Source organism: Spartinivicinus ruber (assembly GCF_011009015.1).
In the GTDB taxonomy this organism is placed as follows: domain Bacteria; phylum Pseudomonadota; class Gammaproteobacteria; order Pseudomonadales; family Zooshikellaceae; genus Spartinivicinus; species Spartinivicinus ruber.
The window spans coordinates 4,375,096-4,395,840 of the sequence record NZ_CP048878.1 but is presented as its reverse complement, the minus strand read 5'-3'; the positions used below and the strand labels follow the sequence as shown (position 1 = coordinate 4,395,840).

Here is a 20,745-nt window from a genome sequence, read left to right as displayed (position 1 = left end):
AAAAAATTACTATACTTTGACTTCTCTTTAAAGTGATACTTGGTTGTAACATAAGGCATAAATAAAGCACGGGTGAATCAATATGAAAAAAATAGGTATTATTGCAGTATTATACTCAATTTCAGCTGTTTCTTATGCATATAGCCACAGTACTCCAGGCGCTAAAACAGCAATAAGCAAGATAGACTATAAAAATACTTTGGAAAACAGTGGTCGTGAGAATAATGAGCCAATACAAGTCAACTATGCTGTGCTTACAGAAGAGCAACGAGAGGCGCTGAGGAAATTTATATTAATAAACCTCCACTGGTTATAATACTGCTCCAATTACTTGTTTTAACAATATCTCGAATCAAGTTGGTACGAGTTAACTAAAATGAACAAGATGGTGAGTGGGCATTTGCTTGCTTATCCCTGTTTTTATTTTCTGTAGTAGCTTAATGTAAACATGATCAGCATGGGATTTGTATTTGGGAGTACGCCCGTGGTGTTTAGAGTGGCCAAAACCTCAAGTAAAACACTTCACCTTTGAGTAATGCACTTGAAAAAGTATCTCAATTAAAAGGAGTTGCTTTTAAGTGGAAAAACCTGAAGAGACTAATATCGAAACTCTTTCTCAAGGAAAAGATATTGGTGTAATTGCACAGGATGTTGAAAAAGTGTTTCTCGGCCTATTTCATAATGTCAAAGTCACAGATGAAAATGGTACAGAAAAACACTCAAACAGGTTAACTATGCTGGAATTGTTAGTATTTTAATCGAAGCAGTGAAAGAGTTGAAACAAGAAAGCCAAGACTTGATAGGTCAGATAGCGTTATAATTAATCTAATTAGCTACCTTTTTGGAGGATGGCTTTCAACTTTATGCCAAAGTACTTCATTATCAATAGGTGTTTCTGGTGGAAGCAATGGGTTTTGTAGAGTAAAAATTATTCTATTTTCCATTTTGGCTGAATTTAAAGTACTAATATGTGAAGGATGATTATAGAATATCCTGTCAAACTCCCCACTTTTAATGGCTACCCAAAGTCCTTTGCTGATCTGATGAGCAAGCTCTTTATTTGATTTATTTACAAAAAAATAGATTGGTGCTGGATAATAAAGCATTAGGGTCATATCGAGTATAAGACCTTTGTTTGAGTGTTCTTTAAGTTCCTGCCAAACTTCTGTTACACCTCTAGGGAAATAATCGAAACGGTTGTGCTCTAACATAGTAAATAGTCCTTCATAACTTGGGCTTGGAGTTACAGGAAAACCATTTGCTTGAAGTATTTTCGTATCAGGCCAATCATGACCTTGACCGGCTCGTAACTGCTTTAATTCCTTAAGTGTTTTAATTTTAGTGAATTTTTCCTTATCAGCTTTTCTTATTATAAATATACGATGGCCTAACAAGCCTTTCAGTAGCGGTATTCTAATTGGTAACAATAATTTTTCTCGTTCAACTGATGTCATTGTCCATAGTACATCGATGAATTGTTTTTTCTGGAGGCTTGCAATTGCTCGTTCTTGGTTCATTATTGATTGTGACATTTCAAGGCTGAAGACTTCATTTGACCCTTGAGTATTCTTGAGCGCTATTTTTAATAGATCGATAAAGTAGGTATGCCGCTTATCATGAATACTGTCTGGAGGAACATGTCTTACAATCAGTTTTCCATAAGAAGTACTACTTATAGCAATAGTTAAAGAAATGATTATCTTTATGAGCGTATTCATCTAATACTACAACTTATTTTATTTATAACTTACTATTTTAGTACTTTCATTATAAAAGATAGTCAATTTCAAACATAGTTAGGGCCTGTTAATATTATTGAAGAAAACACTTAGTTGCTAAGCAAAAACTCTAAACCAACTCCCCTTACTCCAGGCATTAACCAATTGAGTAGAAGCTAAATACCCTTCATTATTAGGTTCGGGTTGGCAACCTGGGTTAATGCGGTTATGTTTGGATATGGCGAGATTTTATTGTGATTGGTTTGTCGTTAGCTAATCGCTCTGATGTGGTAACCATGCTAAGGACAATTAAAACCAGTTAATTAATATATCCTCTTGAGTTTGGTGGCTCAGAAAAATGTCCAAAAATTCAAGGTGTTACTTGACAATGATAATGGTTAGTCTCATGGTAACTGAAAACATCATATCCAATACCCCTTCCTTCTATTGTTAGTGCAGGCTCTGTGGTTGCTAGTCTCACAGCTAAGGGCAGGAGGAGAATATTCTAACCATGATAACTATTGTTGTTAATTGGCTCTTCAAGTATCAATGGGATAAGCGGGGAATGGTGTTGTTTTATCAGAAGATATTTGGTTTGTCTGATTCAAATATTGATTAGAAGTAGGGAGTTTAATCGAATAATATAGTAAAACTAAAATTCAGGTTAGATTGCTCTGCTCGTTCAAATTGATTTTCAAGTCGATTATTGATGCTGTGCTCGAGATGCAAACTAGAGCCTATCTTAGAGCGATTATCAGGAGAGTTGAATTCAAAGAGTATATTGCTACCCTTATCTTTTGCTTCTAATGAGTCACCTGTAAAAATATTAACGGATTTGTTTTTTACTTAAAGGGTCTGCAGATAGTGTCGAGTGGCTAATAAATGTAGCTATAAACAAAGTGCATAAAATGCCAGCTTTCATAACTATTTCCTAACTGCTTGGATACTTAAGGAATGAGTTGTAAATGACCGTAGTGCTGTTCATTCGAGAGCATAATAGTAATTCTAACCTATAATTAAATCAATAGAATTTTAATTAATTAAAGTTACATAAACATCATGTATTTATCATGTAATTTTCTTTGTTAGTAGATATTTAAAATAACTTAATTTCTATTTAGTCTAATCGATATAGCTTTTGCTGCCACTTAAGTTGCCTATGATTCCTTTAAATTACTAAGAAGAGAGTTAATAAATAAATGATTTAACTCTATTTTTATTAGGATCAATTGTTGTTTGTGCACTGGATATAAGCAGCGAGCTTTGGTGTATTGAGAAAGACATTGCTGATGTATTTGGCTATTAGCATCAGAGTACAGTGGCACGGAATGTAGATGCAGATGAAAAGAGTGTATCAATTTTTTCATACCCTTGGTGGAATCCAGAAAAAATATTATTTTGTTGTACTTGAGTTAAATGCATTAATATGTATAAGGTATATCCGGTCAGCTATAATTTATATAGTTTTAGCTATGTTTATAAAGAGCTTATATAATGAATGCTATCTCTAGTTCTTTAATTATTCGCCTTTTGGTAAATTATTTTTTAATTTATTTTATATTTGAAACAAATTCGTGGGCAACATGCCATATGAGAATTCGTGTAAGTGTTACACTGCCATTTTATATAAAAACTCCTTCTGGAGATTGGACAGGCTTATCTATTGAATTAGGAAAAATATTGCTTAAAGAAGCAGGTTGTACTTTTGCTTATGAGAAGGTTAGTTGGAGCCGAGCAATTGAATTGATGAGAAGCGGCGGCATTGATATGATGACAAATTTATCAATAACAGAGGAAAGAAAAAAATATATGCATTTTATTGGTCCTCAAATGGATGAGTCTGTGGTCCTTGTTCTTAGAGATGATATTAAACTAGAAATTAACTCATTGGATGATCTTAAAAAAATTACAGGAAAGATTGGTAGGCAGAAAGGAGCTTATAGAGGAGAAAAATTTAAAAATAAATTAATGAATGATGAAGTTTTTTCTAATAAATTTGAAATTAATTACTCTAGTCAATTAAATAGAAAGAAAATGCATGCTGGTAGAATTGTGGGTATGATTGATGAATTTTATGCGGCTAACTTTAATTTGAAAAATGATGACTACAAGAATTTTAAAATACATGATTATATTATTCATAAATACTACGTTTATTTTGGGTTTTCCAAAAAGTCAGTCTCTAAAGGCATGTTAAAAAGTATAAAGAATGCATATGATTCAGCAATTCAAAAAGGACTGTTTGAGAGTGTAATAAAAAAATATAAATAATTGTTTATATTTTGGTTTTGTGATTTTACACTAAATTATGATGTTAGGGCCTGTTAATATTATTTTAATTACCTATGCCGTAGACTATTTTTTCGCCCGGCAAGGCACAAGTCATTTATGTAGTCATACTACATAAATGACTTGTAATACAGTTGGGAGTAAAATAATCACGTGCAGTCTTTATGAAGGCATGAAAATATGTAGCTATTTACATCAGAATAAAGCGCAGGTAGATGTTCACCTGTATTTATAACAATAGTCGTTGACCTATTAAGCTACCTTAGTTTACCTACTAGATTATTGTAATCTTCTTCGGGCAAGGCACCTTTGTTTAAAAGGTCTTTAATTTCGTTTTTATAAATTTTTTTAGGAATGTTACCAAATTCAAATTTGAATAGTTGGTCTACTTGGGATAAATAAGTATGGGCAATAGTAAAATAAGCTTTTAACCCAGTTTCTTTGACATCTAAGCCCTTAAATGCAAGTGGACAGTCATCTAAGATGGTTTTATATTTTTTTCTATCATTGTGTTCAATATTTGTCACCTCTTCAATTTTTTGTAAGTTACTTTCTACTTTTTCAAAGGCAGTAAAAAAACTTCTTTGAGATGGGTCTTCATTTATGTTTAGTTGTTTTAGGTTAGCGATAGTCTCTTTAATAAGATCATCTACAGTGTCTTTTAGGTTAATGTCTATACTTAAATTTCCTGCCTTGGAATGAGGGTAAAAAAGTTCATGTAATGATGTTTTTGAGTAAAAGGATATATTTTCTATATTATCAAGATGCTTTCCAAACATTTCATAGTGCTTAAAGTAGTTTGAAAATATACGTTGTTCTTCTATGATACGTATTTGCTCTGCAGATTGTATAGAACGGTGATGTGCTGCCATGATTCCTAGAATAGGTATTAATAAACTAAGAATTACTAACGGAACTTTAAAGGTGTTTATCAAATCAGTAAAACCCTGTGCATTTGGAGTAAACGTTATATTTTCATTTAGAAAAATAAGGATAGATATTATGAGTGCAGTAATTATTATGATGAATATTACAGTTTTAGTTGAAGCTTGAGCCATAAAACTTTTTATTGCAACTTGTTGGAGGTTAGATGCCATAATAAATTCCTCACCCTAGCCGTTCAATATTATGCAATAAAACTATAATAGATAGGTCTGATTATTATCGCCAACATGAAAATCTAGCTTTGATTGTCTTTAATAGCAAAAGAGTAACACCAACTGTCATTTACATGCTTATGCTTCTGTAAGAGGTGGAAAGTCGGTGGTTGCGAGCATCTTGCAGCTCTTGAGCTGCAAGATAACCAGAGTGCTATATCGAATAGTGTGAAGGCTCTTGCTTAAATTTTCGCATATCTTACTGCCAGGGTAATTTCGTTTTGTTATTAGTACTATAAAGTGTTAATTATTTATTTTGTACTGGCGTAATTCAGTAAAAGTAGTGTGTTTTGTGTCAAATTCTCCAATATCGAAAAGCATAGACATGTCTAAAAAAGCGAGATAGCCATCAGGATCCCACCAAATCCCCGTTCCTGCCCCAGAATCAACAACTGGACTCTCACCAATGAACACTCCGGTTTCATTGTTATATAGTTTTGCAAATGATTTATATTCTGCAACACAATAAATCACAATTTTAAATTTTTTATTTGGGCTGATTACTTCCCAATCTGGAGTTGCTAACCCTTTTTCAGCCCATTTTAGAAAAAGTGCACCGCTAGCAAATATCATAATTAACAAAGATAAAGTAATTATAATCTTTTTCATAAACCAGGCAATAAAGCTCCTGTAATCAGTTGCTGTTAATCTCAGGGATGATTTAATGATTAGTAAAAGGTGTATATTACTGGTAATATTTGCAAAGCTTAAGTTCTTTATTCGTAAATTTTGTGCAGGTGGTAAAGTGATTGGTTTACCGGAAATTCATTTGCAGAAGGTTGATTTTATGTTGATTAAGTGCAGTTTGTTTTGTGTACTGGCAGTGTTCAGTTCAATAAGTTACTCCCTTGAAGGGATCTCATTTGAGCATAAGGATTGGTACTTAGTTTGTGATAATTCAGGAACATGTCGCGCAGCTGGATATACGGCGGAAGGTAGAAGCCATCGTTCATCGATTGCGGTAATGTTCACGCGAGAGGCTGGTGAGAGTGCAGAAGTCAAAGGCAAGGTTTTTATTGAGGAAAAGACTGGCCATTTTGATTCGTTAACCCTGACAATTAATAAGAAAAATTGGGGCAGTTTGATGAGTGATGGCACCTTGAATCACTCTCAAGTAAAAGCGCTCTTAGATGCTTTACCGCAGAAAGATGCTGAAGTTGTATTTAGCGCTGGTCATACAACTTGGGAACTTTCTGATAAGGGAGTCAGTGCTGTATTTAGAAAGATGGATGAATTTCAACAGCGGCTAAACACGCCCAGTGCTTTGGTTGTAAAAGGTGATCAAGCGCAAAAGAAGCTATTAGCTCCTCAGTCTATACCTAAGATAAAGCTTGCAAGAGTGCATGATGAAAAAACATCTGTAATTAGCTTAGATGATAATCGTTATCGTGAATTGCTAGCAGAGTTAATAAAAAATACCGATAAAAAAGAATGTGAAGTAGAAAAGTACGTAGCATATAAAGATGATTTTTTTTCAAAAATGGAGTTTGCTGAGTTAAATGATAATCAAGCTATAATAAAGATGCTTTGTTGGCACGGAGCATATAACTATGGCTACGGTGTATGGTTGATTAATAATAAGAAACCGTACAATCCTAAATTGGTAACAGATTCTGCTACTTATTATCAAGCTGGGCGTGTTGGGAGGGCTCATAAAGGAAGAGGGCTTGGAGATTGCTTTGACCATGAAGAATGGGTATTTGATGGGAATAGCTTTCAGTTAGCTCAAGCTTATGATACTGGTCTTTGTCGTTCAGTAGCAGGAGGAGGAATTGATCCTATGTATACATTTATTAGTAAGATAATTAAAGACTGATACTTATGTGTAGAGGAATATTGGTTTGTAACGATGAAAAGTATGAGGTGATGACTAATGGTCAAAGCTGGGATAGTATGTTTGGTCGTATTGACTCTAAAGCTAGTGTTGTTTGTTTTATAGCCATTTACAAAAAATGATTTCATAAAACTAGGTTTCGCTTGTGATATACAAAAAATGTAGTCTTACCATTATTGTTGCTGTATTTAGCGGCTATTTTCAATTGGTAAATGCTTTTCCATATACAAGCGATCATATTTTATATCCTGTTGAGGAAGAGGTGGTTGACCTCAAAGTTCAGTCTGTTGAGGTATCACCTCTTCAACCAGCACTTCAGTCTGGTCTGTCAGCTCGATTCACTCCTGATGGCTCTTATAAAGCCATTGTGTCTTCCTTAGGTGGTTGTTTAACGGTAAGTGGTGATGAAGTAATCATTAATAATCATGCTTATTGTTTGGAAGATGAAAGAAGCCATTGGCTGATGACTGAAAAAGGCGAGCTACGATCTCAAATAATGTCAAGTTTATGTCTTGATGTAGGGAAATACTTTAAAATTGGCTCTATAGTCCGGTTGGCGAATTGTTCTGGATATACTCATCAACAGTGGTTTTGGGAAAATAGCACTTTGCGTAATAAAGCTAACCCAAATTTTGCTTTGGAGTATAATACTAATGACAACCAATTAAAGTTAATGCCCGTAAGTGGGGTAAGTGAACACCAGTTTCGTTGGTAATAAAATTATTACTTACTTTGTTAGCAAGGAATGTTTTAAGTGATTAGTGATGAGCTATTCCTGCTATAAATAATTTGGTAGTAGGAATAGTTTTGTTAGTTAAGCTTCTTCAGAAAACTCACACTTACTCCTTAGAAATGAATTAGCCTGTAGCTCTCTATGCTTTTAGAGAGAATGAAGTATTCATTTACTATTTCTATAAATAGATGGGTTAATATTGACTGCACAAAACTAGGAAAAATATTTGTGTCTGTTTACTTTTTGTGGGTTGTCGGTGTGTTTGTTCAAGCTGAGTAATGTTTATGCCTTTGAAGGCCACTGACTTCTCAATAAGTAATGAATAGTCATGGTAGAATAGCTTACAAGTTATTCAAATGGCTTATGAAACGCTTGTTTATTATAAGTCATAGTGATGTAGAAGCTATTTCAGGTATTAATCATAACATGCAGTTATTAGGTTTAGCATTCATTGCAATAGGGTTGATTGGACTTAACTTTGGCGATAACTATGCGATTGGTTTACTCGTGGTTGGCTCCGTTGCTACTTGTCTCTATCTACTTGCTGATGGAAGGAAAACAAGTACCAGTGTTGAGGTAAATGAGTTTACCTTAGATGCCTAGGTATTAAGTATGCTGACTCATTTGTTAGTGACAGTCCTGTGTTGAATGCTTAGAGTTAACAAATTGAAAAACAGTATTAATAGATAGAAGTTATAAAAATTCAATTTGATAGACTTAGCAAATAAAATAAAAAATGCCCAGCTAACATGCTGGGCATTTTTGTTTAGTAACTTGAATTTTTAAGTATTCCTTAAGATTATGGTTGAACAGTGATGAATTGCGCAGGACTAGCTTGTGTTCTTGAACGAAAATGTTTGAGTAGCTCTTCAAACTCCTGATGCACTTGCTGATAGCTCTGTTCTTTTATATGGCCAAAACCTTTTATTTTACTAGGTAATTTGGCTATTTGGATGGCAATTTCATAATTAAATAAATTGAGTTTTTCTAAAATTAACGCAATATCTTCTTCGTAATTGTTGATAAGCATTTTTTCGAGTTTTCTATCACTAGTATAAGAAAAGGGATCGAATGGTGTATTTCGCAGCCATTTGAGTTGTGCCAATCCCTTCATCAAAGGCTTTAACCAAGGACCAAATTGACGTTTTTCAGGTAGCCCAGTTGCAGGGTTTCGTTTGCTAAGTAATGGTGGGGCTAAGTGAAACGCTACTTTGTAATTGCCTTCAAATTGCTGGTCGATTAGCTTCCAAAAATGATTATCACTATATAAACGGGCCACTTCATATTCGTCTTTGTAAGCGAGAAGTTTGCCATAATTTTCAGCAACAGCTTTAGCTAGCTGCTCTTGGCCTTTGCATTTCTCGTGCTCTTTTGTAGCAACTTTATTAATTAACTGCTCGTATTGGTTAGCGTAAGTCTTATTTTGATAAGCTGTTAAATGAGTTTTATATTTTTCAATAATTTCAGATAAACCTTCTTCTTGATTTTTTATAATCTGCTGTTGAGGTGTTGCACTGGCATGTTGTTGTACTGTCGCTAGGTTTTCAGCTGCTTTACGTCCCCAAATAAATGCTGTTTGGTTAAAATCCACTGCGACACCATTTAATTCGATGGCTCGCATAATAGCGCGTTCAGGTAAAGGAATTAACCCCTGTTGCCAAGCGTAGCCAACCATAAATAAATTGGTGGCAATTGCATCGCCTAACAAGGCTGTAGCTAATTGCTGCGCGGGAATAGCAAATTGTTGCTGAGTATATTGTTCTAAGGTTGATAACATGTCTTCGCCAGGAAAAACTAAATTGGGGTTTTTCGCAAAGCTACCGGGCATTGATTGCTGAGTATTGATTACTGCCTGGGTATGGAGAGCAGATAATTTGTCTAATGCATCGTCACTATTAGCGACCATAAGATCGCAGGCGAGTAACAGGTTAACGCTGGTGGCAGGGATTTGCGCACAGGCCAAGGCCTGTTGTTCATCGGCAATTCGTACATGGCTGCTAACGGCACCAAACTTTTGTGCCAAGCCTGTTTGATCAAGGGTTGTAACACCTTTACCTGCAATGTGAGCTGCCATGGCTAAAATAGCGCTAATAGTCACTACTCCCGTGCCGCCAACGCCAGTAATTAAAATATTATAGGGTACTTTACAGCCAGGAATTTTAGGTTGATTACTGGGTAAATCAGGTTGTAGTTCGGCTTGTTTTTTGCGGGTTTGTCCACCAATAATGCTAACAAAGCTAGGGCAAAAGCCTTTGCTACAAGTGTAGTCTTTGTTGCAGGCAGACTGATCGATCATCCGCTTTCTGCCAAAAGGTGTTTCTTTGGGCACAATGGAAAGACAATTGGACTGTTCACTGCAATCTCCGCAGCCTTCACAAACGTCAGGGTTAATCATTAATCGGCGAGGTGAGTCAATAAACGCTTTACGTTTATGTCGGCGACGTTTTTCTGTTGCACAGGTTTGTTGGTAAACTAAGACACTGGTACCTGTATACTCTCTTAGCTGTTTTTGTAATACATCTAATTCTTCACGATGGTGAAGAGTGACATTAGGGGCAAAGCCTTGTTGTATGTTTATTTGATTGGGGTTATCGCTAACCACAACAATTTTTCTAACCCCTTCAGCGTACACTTGTTGGGTAATTTGTTGTACGGAGAGTTGACCGTCGACCGATTGGCCACCAGTCATTGCCACAGCATCGTTATAAAGAACTTTAAAAGTGATATTCACTTTGGCAGCTACACAGGCTCGAATAGCTAATATCCCTGAGTGAAAATAAGTGCCATCACCTAAATTTTGAAAGACATGTTTAGTATTAGAAAAAGGGGCTTGTCCGATCCAGGTAACTCCTTCACCACCCATTTGGGTAAAAGTGTCAGTTTGGCGATCCATCCAGGTCACCATATAATGGCAGCCAATGCCAGCGATTGCCCGGCTTCCATCAGGGACTTTGGTAGAGACATTATGAGGGCAGCCAGAACAAAAGTGTGGGGTTCGACTAAGACGTTGTTTTGGCTCAGCTAATGCTTGCTGCTTTTCAGTAAGTTGTTTAAGTCGTTGCTCAATGTTTAATTTTTGTTTTAACAGCGGGGATGGAATGCTGGTGATGATTTGTTGAGCCAAAGCCTGAGTAATTTGGCTAACCTTGAGCTCTAGTGTTGAGGGTAGTAGTGGTTGATTGGTATTGGTTTTACCAATAATTTCAGGTTTTATATTGTCAGGTAACTCATACAACAGTTGTTTAATCTGATTTTCCAGAAGAGGACGTTTTTCTTCAATAACGATCAGCTTATCAAGCCCCTTGGCAAACTGATTTAGTTGAGTCGGTTCTAGAGGCCAAACGACAGCAACTTTATAAATGGCTAAGCCAATTTGCTTGGCAATTGTTTCATTGATTCCTAAATCAGATATAGCTTGGATAACGTCGAGATAAGACTTACCAGCTGTGATAATGCCTATTTTGCTATTCTCGGTTCGCCAAATGGAGCGGTCGAGCTGGTTGGCTCTTACAAATGCTTGAGCAGCAGGTAGTTTATATTGATGTAAACGGGCTTCTTGCTCTGGTGGAAGATCTGGCCAGCGAATATTTAAACCACCTGATGGTAACGTAAAGTCAGAGGGTAGTATTATTTGAAAATTATTCAGGCCAATATCTACTCGCATGCTAGAGTCCATTACTTCGCCCAAACATTTAAAACCTACCCAGCAGCCACTATAGCGGGATAGTGCCCAGCCATATAAACCATACTCAATGACTTCTTGAACATTGGCGGGGTAAAGTACAGGCATCATTGCATCAATAAAGGCGTAGTCACTTTGATGGGGGAGTGTGGAGGACTTGCAAGCGTGATCATCACCTGCAACCGCAAGGACACCACCATGCTGGCTGGAACCTGCCGCATTAGCATGTTTGAATACATCGCCTGTGCGGTCAACCCCAGGGCCTTTTCCATACCAAAGACCAAATACTCCTTGATAGCGGGCATCTGGAAATAGTTGGGGCTGTTGAGAGCCCCATACGGCTGTAGCGCCTAAGTCTTCGTTAATGCCAGGAATAAATTCAATATTATGCTCGGCTAAGAGTTCTTTCGCTTCCCATAGGGATTTGTCAAAGCCTCCAAGGGGTGAACCACGATAGCCTGAAATAAACCCGGCTGTATTCAATCCCTGCTGTTTATCTAATTGTGCCTGCATTAATGGCAGCCGGGTAAGTGCCTGAATACCTGTTAATAATACCATTCCTTGTTGTTGTGTATATTTATCATCAAGGGTAACTGCAGTTAATGCCATAACTGACTCCTATCTATCAGGCTGTAACAAAACAGCGTTAGCTGTGTTCTGCTACAAAAGCTTTTTATAAATTGGTACAAGTTGAACTTGTTTAATTGTTATTTGTTTTTTTGTTTGGCTTGATGAATGATTAAGTCGTGAAAGCAATAATTAGATAAGTATCAGATTGATTAGAGCTTATATGATGGGGGGAAGTATGGGGAGTTAATCTATAGTTATTATTCGTTAGCTGGGGCATGGTTTTATCCTCGTATGCAGGATCACTGCATCACAGTTTTTAATTATAGTTATACCCTTCATATGGGGTACATTAGCCACAACATCCGTTTTAGTGAATTTATTGAGAATGCTAATAGAATAAATTATTGGGCATTCTTTTATTTTGGGTTTGCTACTTGTTATGGCTTATTTTTATGTTGCTCAACCAGTTCTCCTTTGTGAGGAGTGGTTGCAAAATGAACTACAGGCTAACCAATAAGTAAAAGTACTGTCAATATATCCTGAAGTTTTGTAACTCCCATTTTTTGTAAATACCCTGGTATCCTCAAAGACTAGTGATATAGCTTGACTGCCCGTATAATTCCCCTCTTAGACACAAACCAATACTTATTTAGATAAAATTTATGACTGTTCGCACAAGAATTGCTCCTTCACCAACTGGTGATCCACATGTGGGCACGGCTTATATAGCCTTATTTAATCTGTGTTTTGCTCGTCAACACGGTGGTCAGTTTATTTTACGTATAGAAGATACAGACCAGGCTCGCAGCACTGAAGCTTCTGAACAGATGATTTTGGATTCCCTCAAGTGGTTAGGGCTGGAGTGGGATGAAGGTCCTGATGTTGGGGGGGAATTTGGCCCTTACCGGCAAAGTGAGCGGGGAGATATTTATCGTCAATATGCAGAACAGTTAGTCGTCCAAGGTCATGCATTTTACTGCTTCGCAACGCCTGAAGAACTGGATGAAATGCGTAAAGAGCAAATGGCCCGTAAAGAAACCCCTAAGTATGATGGGCGTGGCTTAGCATTAACTGAAGAAGAAGTGCAACAGCGCTTGGTAGCTGGTGAGCCTCATGTTATCCGGATGAAGATACCGGAACAGGGTGTTTGTGTTATTGATGATATGCTGAGGGGAAAAATAGAAATTGAATGGTCCCAAGTGGACATGCAGATCTTGCTCAAGCAAGATGGTATGCCAACCTATCATCTAGCTAATGTAGTGGATGATCATTTAATGGGTATCACCCATGTGATTCGTGGCGAAGAATGGATTAACTCGGCACCTAAACATCAGCTGTTGTATCAGTATTTTGATTGGCAAATGCCACAGTTGTGTCATATGCCGTTGCTACGCAACCCAGATAAAAGCAAGCTAAGTAAGCGGAAAAACCCTACCAGTATCAATTACTATGAGCGAATGGGCTTTATGCCTGAAGCGTTATTGAATTACATGGGACGGATGGGGTGGTCGATGCCTGATGAAAGAGAACAGTTCTCTTTACAGGAAATGATTGATCATTTTGATATAAAACGAGTATCGCTTGGTGGGCCGATTTTTGATCAGGAAAAACTAAGCTGGTTGAATGGACAGTGGTTAAGAAACTTATCTACTGATGAGTTTGCAGGGCGGATGCAACAGTGGGCGATTAATGAAAACTATTTAAAGCCGATTATTCCGCTAATTCAAAGTCGGGTTGAAACTTTTTCTGATGCACTACCACTGGCGGGTTTCTTTTTAGCTGGCATGGTGCAAATTGGAGAGGCTGATTTTAGTCATAAAAAACTCGATTTAGACAGCTGTCGAAAAATACTACAGTTTACGACTTGGACTGTGGAACAGCTGCAAGATTGGACTAAGGATGCCATTTATCAGGCACTTAGCCAGTTAGCCAAAAATATGGATGTAAAGTTTAAAGAGTTTCTGTTCCCTATCTTTGTCGCAATTACTGGCTCAGGCTCATCAGTGTCTGTATTGGATGCAATGTCATTACTAGGACCAGATCTCTCCCGTGCTAGATTACGCTATGGAGTTGAAGTGTTAGGTAGTATGTCAAAGAAAGAAGCTAAACGCTGGGAGAAGGAGTTTCGTCAGTTAGATAATGAATCGCTAACTTAAAAAAATAAGCCAGAGTTGGGTTGAATCCTGCCTCTGGTTAGTCTCTTATCATCAAGATGAGTAAAGATATTTTGATGATAAATGCTTGACACACAAGACATTGCTACATAGAATGCGCACCACATTTCGGGGCTGAGCCGAGCGCTAAGGCACTGAAGTTGAAGAAGTGAAAAGCCTAATGCCCAACATCATGTGTAAAAACATGGGTTGGAGAGGCGACGCAAAGCTTGGGGCCATAGCTCAGCTGGGAGAGCGCTACAATGGCATTGTAGAGGTCGGCGGTTCGATCCCGCCTGGCTCCACCAAAGTTTTAAAATGCGTCCCCTTCGTCTAGTGGCCTAGGACACCGCCCTTTCACGGCGGTAACAGGGGTTCGAGTCCCCTAGGGGACGCCACTATTTATTTAAAGTGATGCTATAACTGATAGATCACTTTAAATTTGCGGGAATAGCTCAGTTGGTAGAGCACAACCTTGCCAAGGTTGGGGTCGCGAGTTCGAGTCTCGTTTCCCGCTCCAAATTTTTAAGGGTCGGCATATGTCGGCTTTTTTGATCCTTTACGAAGGCTTTAAGCAGTCCCCTTCGTCTAGTGGCCTAGGACACCGCCCTTTCACGGCGGTAACAGGGGTTCGAGTCCCCTAGGGGACGCCACTATTTATTTAAAGTGATACTATAACTGTTAGATTACTTTAAATTTGCGGGAATAGCTCAGTTGGTAGAGCACAACCTTGCCAAGGTTGGGGTCGCGAGTTCGAGTCTCGTTTCCCGCTCCAATTTTAAAAGTCAGCATCAGTTGGCAACGTTAATCATTAACGAAGGTTTTTATGCAGTCCCCTTCGTCTAGTGGCCTAGGACACCGCCCTTTCACGGCGGTAACAGGGGTTCGAGTCCCCTAGGGGACGCCACTTTAGTTATACCAATCATTATAATCAGCAGAATATTAGTCACCTGAACTAGAGACACTTAAAGCAGGTGAATCCTAAATAGACCCACATAGTTGATCTTGATTACCGCTGTTAGGCGGTGTTTTGCGTTTGTTATCAATTTGATAGATAAGTTCTACTTGGCTTGTTGGCAGTATCTTTGCTGTAGCAGTATAGTGCTTGCTTTGGCGCTGACTCTAGCTAAGCAGCTTTCTTAACAGTTGTTGGATTTTTAGTTATGAATGATGCTCTGATTGGTTATTTTGCTGCATTTTGTACTACATTAGCCTTTTTACCTCAGGTATTGCATATTATTAAGCACAGAGATACTGCGGGTATCTCTGTTTTCATGTACTGTATTTTTGTATTTGGTGTAGCACTATGGTTGGTTTATGGGATTATGCTGGTAAACTGGCCAATGATCATTGCTAATGTTATTACACTGATACTTTCTTCTATTGTACTTGTGTTGAAGTTAAGACATGGCTAGGTGTTTACTGCTGTTGTGGGTTGACCGGTTTCTGTAATGTGACTTGTATAGTGTCAATACGATTACATACAAAACCGGCAATACAATAGGCAAGATAATATCTCCAAGTTTTCCTAAACTTTTTGTCAAACCCTATTCTGTCCAGCGCTTCTTGATTGTTAGTGAAGTTTGCTAGCCAGTCTTGAAGCGTGTGCTTATAGCTTTCACCAATACTAATCAGGTTGTTTATTTGAAGGTTATGCTGCTCTGCCAGGCTAACTACTTTACTACGCGTAGGCAGCATACCGCCAGGAAAGATATACAGCTGAATAAAATCAGGTCGGCTACGATATCCCTCAAAAAATATTTCATTAATCGTAATAACTTGTAAAACTGCAGTGCCTCCTGGCTTTAAACAACTTTCAAGTTGCTTAAAGTAGGTATGCCAATATTGCTCTCCTACGGCTTCAAACATTTCTATGGAAACGATATAAGAATAGGTATTTTCTAAGTGACGGTAGTCTAGTTGTTTGAAACTGGCAGCCGATAATTTGGCTTGGCTAGAAAATTGTTGCTGACAATATTGAAACTGTTCATTTGACAGGGTAATGCCGAGCACTTTGCTTCCTTGTTCAACTGCGTAAGCTGCAAAGCCTCCCCAGCCGCAGCCAATTTCAAGGATGGTTGCTCCTGGTTTGGGGTTTAACTGCTTATATATTCGATGATACTTATTACTCTGAGCTTGTATAAGTGTATCCGCGGGTTTTTGATAAATGCCGCTAGAATATGTCATGGTTTCATCTAGCCATAATTTATAAAACTCATTACCAAGGTCGTAATGAAATTGAATATTCTGTTTTGATCCTAAGAGAGAGTTTCTGGCTCTAAAGTGTAACCATTTATTTTTTAACCTATTCCAAACTGATGTTAAAATAGATGGCTTGAAGCAAGGTTCATTAATAGCAAAAAATAATAGGCAGTTAGTTAAATGAGTTGTAGTCCAGTATCCTTCAATATAACCCTCCGCAAAACCAATATCTGACTTACGTATTAAAAGTATTAACATTTTTGTTAAATTATTGATGTTTATATTAGCAGAGGGACCTGTTTGTTTTCCTTCTATATGATAAGTATTGTCATCGTAGTAGACTGTTATCACTCCATATTGAGTGTTATTAAGCAGCTTAAATAGTTTTTTTAGACAAAACTTTTCATACCATGAGGTACTGGAGTGTTGATTAATAGAATTGAGAGAACTTCTTAACATTGTTTATCCTTGCTATGTCTGTAATTAGGATGAGGGTAGAAAGTAACGCCTTTTAACCATATTTTTAGTGCTTGCCAATGAATCATTACAATTACTTTCCAAGTCATCAGTGGGATTGATAAAAATATCTTTAATAAATTACCCGAAGAAAAAGGTATTTCTTTAGCGTACTGATTGGCAATCAACAGTAAAGTATCTTGTTGGTATTGGCATATAGATATTGTTCTTGTAGTTGGTTTATCTTTAATTTTAAACTGGTATCGTGCATCCATACTAATAAAAGGGGATACATGAAAAGACTTATTAGCTTTGCCAGTAAGGGTTTTATCTTTAACGCAGTTGATTATATATGTATGGGTTTCTTTAAAAGTATTATGTACTTCTAAAATAGCAGCGATTAATTGGGAGTCTTTATAGCAATACCAAATAGCAAGTGGGTTAAAAGAGTAACCTAAAACCCGAGGAAAACAAAATAACTCAACATTATCTGGCTGGAAGCTTATACCTGCTTTAAGTAGCGACTGGTTTACCCATGGCCGAAGCTTCATTTTACCTTTTGGACCGAAGTCAGCGCGATAAAAACTAAATAGGTTCCATTTGTCTAGTGATATAAATTTACTTTTTGAAAAAGTGTCTTCAAGTTTATCGATATTGACTGCAATGCTAAAAACACGATATGTAAACCGGTATCGTATTGGAAAGAAACGTTGATGAGATACTTTACCAATAAATAGCCGTGGAGTGTTATAGGTTAATTCATCTGTTGCCATGGTGCTTCACAGTTGAGTAAGTTGGCCACTGAGAGAGCTGACTTAAAGCCATCCTCATGAAAACCATAGCCAGTATAGCTGCCACAAAACCAACTTCTTTTTTGACCTTGAATACTGGCTAGCTCTTGTTGAGCTTGGATGGCGGCTGTATTAAATACAGGGTGTTGGTATTCGATTATTTTAATGGTTTTTTTGGGGATGGGCTCGACAACTGGGTTAAGGGTAACAAAAAATTGTTGCTCAGTCGTAAGTCTTTGAAGCAGGTTAATCCAATAAGTGACGGACACTTGTGAATTCTGTTGTGTACGTTGGTAATTCCAGGCTGACCAGGCTCTCCTATTAGTTGGCATTAATCGATTGTCGCTATGAAGAACAGCAATATTTTTTTGATAATTGAATGCATTTAATATTGAAGCTTCTTGGGGTGAAGGCTTGTCCAATAATTGTAGGGCTTGATTAGCATGGCAAGCAAAAATTACTTGATCAAATTGCTGTTGTTGATTACTTGTAGTGATAACTGTCGTATAATTTTTATGTCGAATCACTGTTTTTATAGGTTGGCTTAATTTCCAGGTGCCATTAAATCGGGCTAAAAACGCTTTGATGTAATGATAACTACCATTACAAACAGAGTGCCATTGAGGTCGATCAGTAATGTTTAGCAATCCATGATTATAAAAAAAACGTAATAAACTTGTGGCTGGAAACTGTAACATTTTATTTATTGGACAAGACCAAATGGCTGCAGCCATTGGTAATAAATAGTTTAGGTTGAAAAACGGGTTAAACTTGTTGTCCTGTAAAAAAGACTTCATCGTGACATCAGCAGATGGATTGCTGGCTAAAAATTTTTTAGCCAAATGATTAAATCGAATGATATCGGCAAGTAATTGCCAGAATTTAGAGCTAATCAATTGCCTTCGTTGGCAGAATAAAGTGTTTAAGTTACTGCCAGCATACTCTAGTTCGCCATTATTGACAGAAACACTAAAGCTCATGTCGGTTGGTTGGGTTCTCACATCTAGCCAATTGAAAAAGGCTGTTAGGTGAGGGTAATTAGCCTGATTATAAACGATAAAACCAGTATCAACGGGGATGACTTGCTGGCCAGCTTTTACCTCAATTGTATTAGTATGGCCACCCAGATAGTTGTTTCGTTCAAAAATAGTGACTTGGTATTGCTTCTGGAGCAGCCAGGCGGTGGCTATCCCAGAAATACCGGAGCCTATGATAGCGATTGTTGGTTTGCTCATGGTGATTCTTTCTTTTACCAATCTTTTATTTTGTATAAGATTAGCTATATTTTTGTATAAGTTCAACTGGTTTGTAAAGGTTAAGATATTGTGCAAAATAGCTTTTTTATTTCATTAAGTTATATAAATGGACATTAGCGAACGATGAAAACAGTGTGGATTGTAGGTGGAAGTACTGGGATTGGTTTGGAGCTGGCAGTTCAACTGGCTTGCTCTGGCCATAGAGTGATTGTGTCAGCACGTAACACCAGCAGTCTTGTACAATTGATTGAGCAGCGAGATACTTTAACTGACAAGCTGACAACCCTTCAGTTGAATGCAACTGATCAAAGTGCCTGTATAAAAGTATGGCAAAAAATTAACCGGCTATATGGTAAAGTGGATTGGGTTTTTTTAAATGCAGCCGTTTATGAACCAGCCCCAGTCATCCCATTTGATCAGAGTAAATGGAAAAATATTGTTCACACAAATATTGATGTTGTGTTAAATCCTTTAGCAGCGATTTTGGAGCATCCTGACTTTATTCCTAAACAATTGTTTATTACGGCAAGCTTAGCAGGCTATCGGGGACTGCCAAAAAGCGGTGGTTATGGTATGAGTAAGGCGGCGTTAATTAATTTAGCTGAATCAATACGGCCTGAATTGGCTGCATTGGACTGTAGGGTTCGGTTGATTTCACCAGGGTTTGTCGCTACACGAATAACGGCGAAAAACCATTTTAGAATGCCAGCATTAATTTCTGTCGAAGAAGCCGCTAAACAGATTATTAAGAAAGTTAATGCAAACTCATTTGAAATTACTTTTCCTTGGCGTTTTGTTATTTGGATAAAAATACTACGATTGTTGCCATATCGTTGGTTTTTTTTAATCACTAAGTGCATGGTTAAACAGTAAGGATTTAGTAATATGGAAAAAATTGCTGTGATAGGAGCTGGTGTGGCAGGGTTAACCTTAGCTCATCAACTAAAAGATATTGCCGAAGTGACTTTATTTGAAAAATCACGAGGGGTGAGTGGACGATTAGCCACTCGATATTCAGGTGATTATGTTTTTGACCATGGGGCTCCTTTTTTTACTGTACACAGTAAGGTTTTTAAAGAGTTTATTCAAGACGCAATCCACAAAGGGCTGTTGGTTGAGTGGCAACCTAAAGTAATCACGCTGGAAAAAACGAATAAGCATTATCGACGAGATTGGTTTGAGCCTCATTATGTTGGTTTTAAAAAAATGAACAGTTGGTGTAAAGCTCTGGCGAAAAACTGTAAAATAGAACTAAATACTAAAATCTTGAGGATACAAAAAGTCACAGCACAGTGGCAACTGGTAGATATTAATGGAAGTGTAAAAGGAGTATTTGACTGGGTTATTTCAACAGCGCCTGCACCGCAAACTCAAGAATTATTGACGTTGGCTTTTTCCCGGTATTATGCCTTGCAGCAGGTTGTAATGAAGCCTTGTTTTTGTCTAATGGTAGGCTTTAAACAAGTTGTCGATTTACCCTGGGATTTGGCCAAGGTGAAAAACTCCGCTATTCAATGGGTTTCATTTGAGAATTCCAAACCAGGGCATGATCATCATGTTACTTGTATTGTTATTCAGTCAACAGAGGAGTGGGCAAATGAATATCTTGAACATGATCTTGGCTGGGTGACTGATCAGTTATTAACAGAATTTGTTGATTTGGTCGGTTTGCCTATACCAGAAAATGCTCATATTGATATCCATCGTTGGCGTTATGCTGGAATAAACTTAAAAAATCACACTATTTATCAAGCTCAAACGAAAGATCCTTTTTTGTTAGATCCCGATCAACGTTTAGCAGCCTGTGGCGATTGGTGTCTTAACGGTGATGTTGAGTCAGCTTTTCTGAGTGCCTATGAATTAGCAAAGGACTTTCATAGGTATTTGAGCTAGTGCTAAGTATA

The 20,745-nt window shown here is 37.4% G+C and carries 17 protein-coding genes and 6 tRNA genes; 16 read left to right on the top strand and 7 right to left on the bottom strand.

Annotated elements, in window-relative coordinates; all coding sequences use genetic code 11:
- The first annotated feature begins 82 nt into the window (after window positions 1-82).
- Both G4Y78_RS19765 and G4Y78_RS19760 read left to right on the top strand, forming a co-directional pair.
- Entirely contained in the window at window positions 83-316 is a 234-nt protein-coding gene (locus G4Y78_RS19765; protein WP_163834651.1) for a hypothetical protein, read from the top strand.
- A 262-nt stretch (window positions 317-578) separates the two neighbouring features.
- Entirely contained in the window at window positions 579-758 is a 180-nt protein-coding gene (locus G4Y78_RS19760) for a tail fiber domain-containing protein (RefSeq protein WP_163834650.1), read from the top strand.
- A gap of 75 nt (window positions 759-833) precedes the next feature.
- Here G4Y78_RS19760 and G4Y78_RS19755 read toward each other — a convergent pair whose 3' ends face one another.
- Window positions 834-1,718, bottom strand: a complete 885-nt coding sequence (locus tag G4Y78_RS19755; RefSeq protein ID WP_163834649.1) for a substrate-binding periplasmic protein — start codon at window positions 1,716-1,718, stop codon at window positions 834-836.
- Between the two features lie 1,494 nt (window positions 1,719-3,212).
- On the opposite strand from G4Y78_RS19755, the gene G4Y78_RS19750 reads away from it, so the two are divergent.
- Window positions 3,213-3,989: a substrate-binding periplasmic protein gene (locus G4Y78_RS19750; RefSeq protein WP_163834648.1), complete on the top strand. Its 777-nt coding sequence runs from the start codon at window positions 3,213-3,215 to the stop codon at window positions 3,987-3,989.
- A 275-nt stretch (window positions 3,990-4,264) separates the two neighbouring features.
- Here the strand turns inward: G4Y78_RS19750 and G4Y78_RS19745 are convergent, their stop codons facing one another.
- Together G4Y78_RS19745 and G4Y78_RS19740 are read right to left on the bottom strand one after the other, a co-directional pair.
- Window positions 4,265-5,104: a hypothetical protein gene (locus tag G4Y78_RS19745; protein ID WP_163834647.1), complete on the bottom strand. Its 840-nt coding sequence runs from the start codon at window positions 5,102-5,104 to the stop codon at window positions 4,265-4,267.
- A gap of 303 nt (window positions 5,105-5,407) precedes the next feature.
- The gene (locus G4Y78_RS19740) at window positions 5,408-5,773 is read right to left on the bottom strand and encodes a hypothetical protein (RefSeq protein ID WP_163834646.1); all 366 of its coding nucleotides are present in this window, start codon (window positions 5,771-5,773) and stop codon (window positions 5,408-5,410) included.
- Window positions 5,774-5,828: 55 nt separating this feature from the next.
- Here G4Y78_RS19740 and G4Y78_RS19735 point away from each other — a divergent pair, with 55 nt between their 5' ends.
- From G4Y78_RS19735 to G4Y78_RS19725, 3 genes are all read left to right on the top strand, one after another.
- A complete protein-coding gene (locus tag G4Y78_RS19735; protein WP_163834645.1) occupies window positions 5,829-6,980 on the top strand; it encodes a DUF1176 domain-containing protein in 1,152 nt (383 codons plus the stop codon).
- Window positions 6,981-7,143: 163 nt separating this feature from the next.
- Entirely contained in the window at window positions 7,144-7,713 is a 570-nt protein-coding gene (locus G4Y78_RS19730) for an RICIN domain-containing protein (protein WP_163834644.1), read from the top strand.
- A gap of 381 nt (window positions 7,714-8,094) precedes the next feature.
- On the top strand, window positions 8,095-8,334 hold the full coding sequence (locus G4Y78_RS19725) for a hypothetical protein (protein WP_163834643.1): 240 nt from the start codon (window positions 8,095-8,097) through the stop codon (window positions 8,332-8,334).
- 196 nt (window positions 8,335-8,530) lie between these two features.
- On the opposite strand, the gene G4Y78_RS19720 is transcribed toward G4Y78_RS19725, so the two are convergent.
- Complete coding sequence (locus G4Y78_RS19720) at window positions 8,531-12,022, bottom strand: indolepyruvate ferredoxin oxidoreductase family protein (protein WP_163834642.1); 3,492 nt, start codon at window positions 12,020-12,022, stop codon at window positions 8,531-8,533.
- A 623-nt stretch (window positions 12,023-12,645) separates the two neighbouring features.
- Between G4Y78_RS19720 and gltX the strand changes: the two genes are divergently transcribed.
- The 8 genes from gltX to G4Y78_RS19680 all read left to right on the top strand — a co-directional run bounded on the left by gltX (window position 12,646) and on the right by G4Y78_RS19680 (window position 15,551).
- The gene (gene gltX, locus G4Y78_RS19715) at window positions 12,646-14,139 is read left to right on the top strand and encodes a glutamate--tRNA ligase (protein ID WP_163834641.1); all 1,494 of its coding nucleotides are present in this window, start codon (window positions 12,646-12,648) and stop codon (window positions 14,137-14,139) included.
- Window positions 14,140-14,368: 229 nt separating this feature from the next.
- Window positions 14,369-14,444: transfer RNA gene (locus G4Y78_RS19710), tRNA-Ala, on the top strand.
- 14 nt (window positions 14,445-14,458) lie between these two features.
- Window positions 14,459-14,534: transfer RNA gene (locus G4Y78_RS19705), tRNA-Glu, on the top strand.
- A 46-nt stretch (window positions 14,535-14,580) separates the two neighbouring features.
- Window positions 14,581-14,656: transfer RNA gene (locus tag G4Y78_RS19700), tRNA-Gly, on the top strand.
- Between the two features lie 57 nt (window positions 14,657-14,713).
- Window positions 14,714-14,789 (top strand) — tRNA-Glu (locus G4Y78_RS19695).
- Between the two features lie 46 nt (window positions 14,790-14,835).
- Window positions 14,836-14,911 (top strand) — tRNA-Gly (locus tag G4Y78_RS19690).
- A gap of 56 nt (window positions 14,912-14,967) precedes the next feature.
- A tRNA-Glu gene (locus G4Y78_RS19685) sits at window positions 14,968-15,043 on the top strand.
- Between the two features lie 256 nt (window positions 15,044-15,299).
- Window positions 15,300-15,551, top strand: a complete 252-nt coding sequence (locus G4Y78_RS19680; protein WP_163834640.1) for a SemiSWEET transporter — start codon at window positions 15,300-15,302, stop codon at window positions 15,549-15,551.
- Window positions 15,552-15,555: 4 nt separating this feature from the next.
- On the opposite strand, the gene G4Y78_RS19675 is transcribed toward G4Y78_RS19680, so the two are convergent.
- The 3 genes from G4Y78_RS19675 to G4Y78_RS19665 are packed head-to-tail and all read right to left on the bottom strand — an operon-like array spanning window position 15,556 to window position 18,820.
- Window positions 15,556-16,797 (bottom strand): SAM-dependent methyltransferase, encoded by a 1,242-nt coding sequence (locus tag G4Y78_RS19675; protein WP_163834639.1) that lies wholly within the window; start codon window positions 16,795-16,797, stop codon window positions 15,556-15,558.
- Window positions 16,791-17,567: a DUF1365 domain-containing protein gene (locus G4Y78_RS19670; RefSeq protein ID WP_163834638.1), complete on the bottom strand. Its 777-nt coding sequence runs from the start codon at window positions 17,565-17,567 to the stop codon at window positions 16,791-16,793. Before G4Y78_RS19670 ends, G4Y78_RS19675 begins: the two co-directional genes overlap by 7 nt.
- The gene (locus G4Y78_RS19665; protein ID WP_163834637.1) at window positions 17,549-18,820 is read right to left on the bottom strand and encodes an NAD(P)/FAD-dependent oxidoreductase; all 1,272 of its coding nucleotides are present in this window, start codon (window positions 18,818-18,820) and stop codon (window positions 17,549-17,551) included. Before G4Y78_RS19665 ends, G4Y78_RS19670 begins: the two co-directional genes overlap by 19 nt.
- Before the next feature lie 144 nt (window positions 18,821-18,964).
- Here G4Y78_RS19665 and G4Y78_RS19660 point away from each other — a divergent pair, with 144 nt between their 5' ends.
- Window positions 18,965-19,714: an SDR family NAD(P)-dependent oxidoreductase gene (locus tag G4Y78_RS19660; RefSeq protein WP_163834636.1), complete on the top strand. Its 750-nt coding sequence runs from the start codon at window positions 18,965-18,967 to the stop codon at window positions 19,712-19,714.
- Window positions 19,715-19,726: 12 nt separating this feature from the next.
- Entirely contained in the window at window positions 19,727-20,734 is a 1,008-nt protein-coding gene (locus G4Y78_RS19655) for an NAD(P)/FAD-dependent oxidoreductase (protein WP_163834635.1), read from the top strand.
- The last annotated feature ends 11 nt before the right edge of the window (window positions 20,735-20,745 follow it).

What these genes read in the sequence shown, in the direction of transcription:
- G4Y78_RS19765 (WP_163834651.1), top strand. Translation starts at nt 83, where the DNA reads ATGAAAAAAATAGGTATTATTGCAGTATTATACTCAATTTCAGCTGTT.
- G4Y78_RS19755 (WP_163834649.1), bottom strand. Translation starts at nt 1,718, where the DNA reads ATGAATACGCTCATAAAGATAATCATTTCTTTAACTATTGCTATAAGT.
- G4Y78_RS19750 (WP_163834648.1), top strand. Translation starts at nt 3,213, where the DNA reads ATGAATGCTATCTCTAGTTCTTTAATTATTCGCCTTTTGGTAAATTAT.
- G4Y78_RS19745 (WP_163834647.1), bottom strand. Translation starts at nt 5,104, where the DNA reads ATGGCATCTAACCTCCAACAAGTTGCAATAAAAAGTTTTATGGCTCAA.
- G4Y78_RS19740 (WP_163834646.1), bottom strand. Translation starts at nt 5,773, where the DNA reads ATGAAAAAGATTATAATTACTTTATCTTTGTTAATTATGATATTTGCT.
- G4Y78_RS19735 (WP_163834645.1), top strand. Translation starts at nt 5,829, where the DNA reads ATGATTAGTAAAAGGTGTATATTACTGGTAATATTTGCAAAGCTTAAG.
- G4Y78_RS19725 (WP_163834643.1), top strand. Translation starts at nt 8,095, where the DNA reads ATGAAACGCTTGTTTATTATAAGTCATAGTGATGTAGAAGCTATTTCA.
- G4Y78_RS19720 (WP_163834642.1), bottom strand. Translation starts at nt 12,022, where the DNA reads ATGGCATTAACTGCAGTTACCCTTGATGATAAATATACACAACAACAA.
- gltX (WP_163834641.1), top strand. Translation starts at nt 12,646, where the DNA reads ATGACTGTTCGCACAAGAATTGCTCCTTCACCAACTGGTGATCCACAT.
- G4Y78_RS19680 (WP_163834640.1), top strand. Translation starts at nt 15,300, where the DNA reads ATGAATGATGCTCTGATTGGTTATTTTGCTGCATTTTGTACTACATTA.
- G4Y78_RS19675 (WP_163834639.1), bottom strand. Translation starts at nt 16,797, where the DNA reads ATGTTAAGAAGTTCTCTCAATTCTATTAATCAACACTCCAGTACCTCA.
- G4Y78_RS19670 (WP_163834638.1), bottom strand. Translation starts at nt 17,567, where the DNA reads ATGGCAACAGATGAATTAACCTATAACACTCCACGGCTATTTATTGGT.
- G4Y78_RS19665 (WP_163834637.1), bottom strand. Translation starts at nt 18,820, where the DNA reads ATGAGCAAACCAACAATCGCTATCATAGGCTCCGGTATTTCTGGGATA.
- G4Y78_RS19660 (WP_163834636.1), top strand. Translation starts at nt 18,965, where the DNA reads ATGAAAACAGTGTGGATTGTAGGTGGAAGTACTGGGATTGGTTTGGAG.
- G4Y78_RS19655 (WP_163834635.1), top strand. Translation starts at nt 19,727, where the DNA reads ATGGAAAAAATTGCTGTGATAGGAGCTGGTGTGGCAGGGTTAACCTTA.